This window comes from Ornithinicoccus halotolerans (genome assembly GCF_009602535.1).
Taxonomy (GTDB): domain Bacteria; phylum Actinomycetota; class Actinomycetes; order Actinomycetales; family Dermatophilaceae; genus Ornithinicoccus; species Ornithinicoccus halotolerans.
Map to the genome: position 1 here is coordinate 1 of NZ_WIQI01000151.1, position 4,683 is coordinate 4,683.

The window sequence follows — 4,683 nt, forward strand, 5'->3', positions numbered from 1 at the left end:
TCCTCGGGCCCCCCAGCGGCCCTGGCTAGCAGGAATCCGACATCGCGCTGGAAGGCACTATGGCCCGGTGGTGTGGCCGGCCGGGCGGGCCTGCAGCTCCTGCTGCGACAGCTGCCGGACCGCCCGGCGCAGCGCGGTCCGCAGCTCGCCGGCATCGGCCGGGCGCTGCTGCGGGTCGGTGGCCGCTCCCCACCGGATGAGCGCGTCGAGCTCTCCGGGCACGGTCGGCACCAGGTCGCCGGCGCGGGGCACCTCACCGTAGACGTGCTGGTAGGCGACGTGGATCGGACTCGACCCCGGGAACGCCTTGGCCCCGGTCAGCAGCTCGTAGAGCAGCAGCGAGGCGGAGTACACGTCGCTGCGGGCGTCGGCGCGGCCGTGCTGGACCTGCTCCGGAGACAGGTACGCGGCGGTGCCCCACGTGACCTCGCCGCGGGTGGCGGTGCTGGTGGTGACCGCCCGCGCCAGTCCGAAGTCAGCGACCTTGACCCGGCCGCGGTCGTCGATGAGGACGTTCTCGGGCTTGACGTCGCGGTGCGCCAGGCCGGCCTCGTGGGCGGCGGCCAGCGCGGCCAGCACCGGGTCGAGCAGGTCCACCGCCTCCTGCACGCTCAGCGGGGCCTGCTCCCGGATCGCGTCGCGCAACGTGCGGCCCGGCACCAGCTCCATCGCCAGGAAGACGACGTCCTCATCGGCCCCCTGGTCGAAGACGCCCACCACGTGCGGGTGGGACAGCCGGGCGGCGGCGAGCGCCTCCTGCCGGAACGCGGCCACGAACGCCTCGTCCCGGGCCAGGTCGGCATGCATCACCTTCAGCGCCACCCGGCGCTCCAGCCGCAGGTCGACCGCCTCGTACACCCCGGCCATCCCGCCGCGGGCCAGCAGCGACTCCACGCGGTACCGGCCGTCGACGACACGGTCCAGCACGGGCGGGGACAGGGCGCTCACGCCCTGAGTGTACGGAGAGTTGGCCGCCTCCCCGGCGACCTCGGGCGGGTTGTCGCCAGCCCGCCGCGGCCGTCACATCCGCGAGCGCACCGCCAGCACGGTCTTCACGTAGTGCTTGGTGTCGGAGAACATCCCGTGCTGCTGCACGCTGGCTAGCCCCTGGTAGTAGCCGGCGATGGCCTTCTCGCGGCTGTCGGCGGCCCGCAGCAGCGCCCGCATCACGACCACGCCGGCCTCGACGTTGTCCTTCGGGTCGAGCAGGTTCAGCTCCCGGCCGACCAGCGACGAGGCCCACTCCCCGGTGGTGGGGATGACCTGCATGATGCCGATCGCGTTGGCGGGGGAGACCGCGCGCTGGTTCCACCCCGACTCGGTGCTGGACACCGCCAGCATCAGCGTCGGGTCCACGCCGTGCCGGTTGGCGGTGCGCACGATGAGGGACTTGGTCTCCTGCGCGTCCGGGACGGGCACCGAGGCCAGGTACTCCCGGTTGGCGGCGGCCGACCGGGCGACCTTGTCGTCGTAGGTGTAGTGCAGGAAGGTGTTGTCGACCTTCTCGCCCTTCTTGGCGTCCCCGATGTTGTCCGGGGTCCACACCTGGGCCCTGCCGCGCTCGACGACGGGGATGGTCACCCGCTGGCCCACCCACAGCCGGTGCGGGTCCAGGGAGGAGTTGGCCCGGATCACCTCCGACAGCGGCACCCCGTGCCGGGCGGCGATGCCGGAGAGGGTGTCACCGGCGCGCACGGTGACCGTGCGGCTGCTCGCGGCGGACGTGCTGGAGCCTGCTCTCGCGCCGGAGCCGCCGGAGGTGGACCCGGAGCCGGCCTTGCTGCTGCCGGAGCCCGCCGTGCTGCCCGAGGTGCTGCGGGAGGCCTGCTGGCTGCCTGGCAGCGAGATCTTCTGCCCCGGGTAGATCATCCGGGGGTTGTCGAAGGAGTTGGCCCGCACCAGCGCGGCCACCGTGGTGTCGTGGCGGGCCGCGATGTCGTACAGCGTGTCGCCCGGCTGGACGGTGATGCTGCCGCCCCGGGAGGCCGAGCCGCTACCGCCGCCACCACCGGCACCGCCGCCGCCACCACCGGCACCGCTTCGGCCGCCACCGCCGTTGCCCTTGCCGGGCACCTCGATGGTCTGGCCGGCGTAGATCCACCGGCCGCCGTGGGAGAGGCCGTTGCGCTTGGTCAGGGCCGACACCGTGGTGTCGAACTTCGCGGCCAGGTCGTAGAGGGTGTCGCCCTCCTGGACCCGGTATGGCCGCCACGAGGAGGACGCGGTGGCCAGCGGGCCGTGCTGGCTGAAGGAGACCTGCGGTGCAGCGGGGGGCAGGTCGGCGGGCATCGGGCTCATCGGCTCCGGGCCTTTCCGGTGAGGGACACGGGACGGGGGGCGGGCTGGTGGAACTCGTCGCACGAGGTCAAGCGGGTGCTTCCGGGAAAGGGGGTTGTGGTTGCCGTGGCACGTGGGGCATCACGTGGTCGTGCAGGCTCCCGGGGCCGCCGTGGCCCGTGTGACGTTTGAGGAACGTACCCGAGTTTCTGGCATTACGCTAGATCGACGGCGTGTCGGTGCGTGTGAAAGACTGGAAGATGTGGTAAACGACAGCGCTGTAATTCCGCCGGACGAGTGGCTGGCCGTGCCCGACATCATGGAGCTGACGGGTGCCTCGCTGACCCAGGTGAGGACCTGGCTGCGGCACCGGGAGCTGGTCGGGATGCGCCGCGGGCCCAACAACGCGGTCATGGTTCCCGCCAGCTTCGTCACGCAGGAGGGGCCGGTCCAGACACTGCGGGGGACGGTGACCGTGCTCGCCGACGGCGGCATGGAGGACGCGGAGATCATCGACTGGATGCACCGGCCCGACGACACCCTCGAAGGCGGCAGCGCCATCGCCGCGCTGCGGGCCGGCCGCCGGGCCGAGGTCCGCAAGCGGGCCCAGGAGGTGGCCTTCTAGCGGCAGCGCGCCGCTACCGCGCTCCCCGTGGTCGAGGCGTGCGAGTGGTGCGTTGCTCACGCGCAGCGGCCCGGTCCTGGTGAGGAAGGCGCGCGAGTGCTGCGTTGCTCACGCGTAGCGGCCGGATCCCGGTGAGCCGGGCGTGCGAGTGCTGCGTTGCTCACGTGGCCCGGGCGGTGCTCACCTCGATGAGCGCGGTCAGTGCCTCCCGGCCCTCCTCGGTCACCCCGGAGGCGTCGGCCAGCGCGCTGGCCGCCTGCTGGGAGTTCACCCGGATCATCGTCTCGGTGAGCTCGACCGCGCCGCTGCGCTCCAGCGCCGCCCGGCACTCCTCGACCCGCTGCGGGGTCAGTCCGGGGTCCCCCAGCGCCGTCCGTAGCAGCGCGGCGTCCTCGCGGCTGGCGTGCTCGAGCGCGTGCGCCACCAGCACGGTGCGCTTGCCCTCCCGCAGGTCGTCCCCGGCCGGCTTGCCGGTGGTGCCCGGGTCGCCGAACACCCCGAGCACGTCGTCGCGCAGCTGGAACGCCTCGCCCAGCGCCAGCCCGTAGCGGGACAGCGCGGACACGTCCTCCGGGCCGGCGCCCGCGGCGGTGGCACCGATGAGCAGCGGCTGCTCGATCGAGTACTGCGCGCTCTTGAACCGGATCACGGTGCGGCACTGCTCTACCCGGGCGGTGTGGTCCAGGGCGTCCCAGTCCTGCTGGGACAGGAGCACGTCCAGGTACTGCCCGCCCATCAGCTGGGTCCGCATCCGGTCGAAGACCGGCCGGGCGCGCTGCAGCTCAGTCGCGGGCAGGCCGCTTCCGGCGAACGTCTCGTCCGACCAGTTGAGGCACAGGTCGCCGGCCAGGATCGCCGCCGAGCGGCCGAACCGCTCCGCGTCCCCCTCCCAGCCGGCGTCGGCGTGCTGGGCGGCGAACCGGCGGTGCGCGGTTGCGCTGCCGCGGCGCAGGTCGGAGTCGTCCATGACGTCGTCGTGCAGCAGCGCGGCGGCCTGGAACAGCTCCATCGCCGAGGCGGCTCGCACCAGCGCCGCGGAGTCGGGACCGCCCTGGGCGCGGTAGCCCCAGTAGAGGAACGCCGCCCGTAGCCGCTTGCCGCCGGCGAGCAGCGCCGCCACGGCGTCGACGAGGGGGGCCATCGGCTCACCCAGGTCGGCGAGCACCTCCCGCTGCGCGGCGACGACGGCGTCCAGCTCGGCCTGCACGCGGGCGCGCAGGCCGAGCAGGTCGAGCGGGTCGGCTCGGGTCACGGGACTCCTCCTGAGGTGGCCGGGGGCGGCCGCCGCCACCCCGAGCCTAGGTGGTCCGGGGGTTGAGGCTGTCGGTGGGCGGGCGTACATTTGTCCTATCGAACACAAGTTCGGATATGTGCCGGTGTGACGGTGCGACGGCGCGGAGAGGAGCGGGACGGTGAGCCGACGGTACGCAGAGCAGATCGAGGTCCGGGTGGGGGAGCCGATGGCCCCCATGACCGGTGTCCCGGGTGGCCGGGGGGCGGTCGAGCACGGCCAGGTGCCCACCGCCTTCCTGTGGCGTGGCCGGCTGCACGTGGTGCGGGCGGTGCTCGGGTGCTGGACCCAGCGGCTGCCGTGGTGGCGGCTGGCCGACTGGCAGGAGGAGGACACCCCGGCCGACGACGCGGTGCCGCCGCTGACCGAGGGGGCGGCGGTGGCGCACAGTGGAGGCCGCGGGGTAGACGAACACGGCCGTCGAACGGTCAGCACAACGGTACGGGAGGCCCGACCGGGGGTCAAACTGCGCGGCCGCTGGCGGCGGGTA

5 protein-coding genes are annotated in these 4,683 nt (G+C 73.4%); 2 read left to right on the plus strand and 3 right to left on the minus strand.

The window, feature by feature from the left end; all coding sequences use genetic code 11:
* Positions 1 to 57: 57 nt before the first annotated feature.
* Together GFJ45_RS15080 and GFJ45_RS15085 are read right to left on the minus strand one after the other, a co-directional pair.
* Complete coding sequence (locus GFJ45_RS15080; protein ID WP_228387129.1) at positions 58 to 948, minus strand: protein kinase domain-containing protein; 891 nt, start codon at positions 946 to 948, stop codon at positions 58 to 60.
* A 72-nt stretch (positions 949 to 1,020) separates the two neighbouring features.
* Complete coding sequence (locus GFJ45_RS15085; RefSeq protein ID WP_153398659.1) at positions 1,021 to 2,298, minus strand: LysM peptidoglycan-binding domain-containing protein; 1,278 nt, start codon at positions 2,296 to 2,298, stop codon at positions 1,021 to 1,023.
* 241 nt (positions 2,299 to 2,539) lie between these two features.
* On the opposite strand from GFJ45_RS15085, the gene GFJ45_RS15090 reads away from it, so the two are divergent.
* A complete protein-coding gene (locus tag GFJ45_RS15090) occupies positions 2,540 to 2,902 on the plus strand; it encodes an Rv2175c family DNA-binding protein (RefSeq protein WP_153398661.1) in 363 nt (120 codons plus the stop codon).
* Positions 2,903 to 3,062: 160 nt separating this feature from the next.
* Here the strand turns inward: GFJ45_RS15090 and GFJ45_RS15095 are convergent, their stop codons facing one another.
* The gene (locus GFJ45_RS15095) at positions 3,063 to 4,154 is read right to left on the minus strand and encodes a polyprenyl synthetase family protein (RefSeq protein WP_228387131.1); all 1,092 of its coding nucleotides are present in this window, start codon (positions 4,152 to 4,154) and stop codon (positions 3,063 to 3,065) included.
* A 160-nt stretch (positions 4,155 to 4,314) separates the two neighbouring features.
* Here GFJ45_RS15095 and GFJ45_RS15100 point away from each other — a divergent pair.
* On the plus strand, positions 4,315 to 4,683 hold a 369-nt coding region (locus GFJ45_RS15100), incomplete at its 3' end, for a DUF6504 family protein (RefSeq protein ID WP_228387134.1).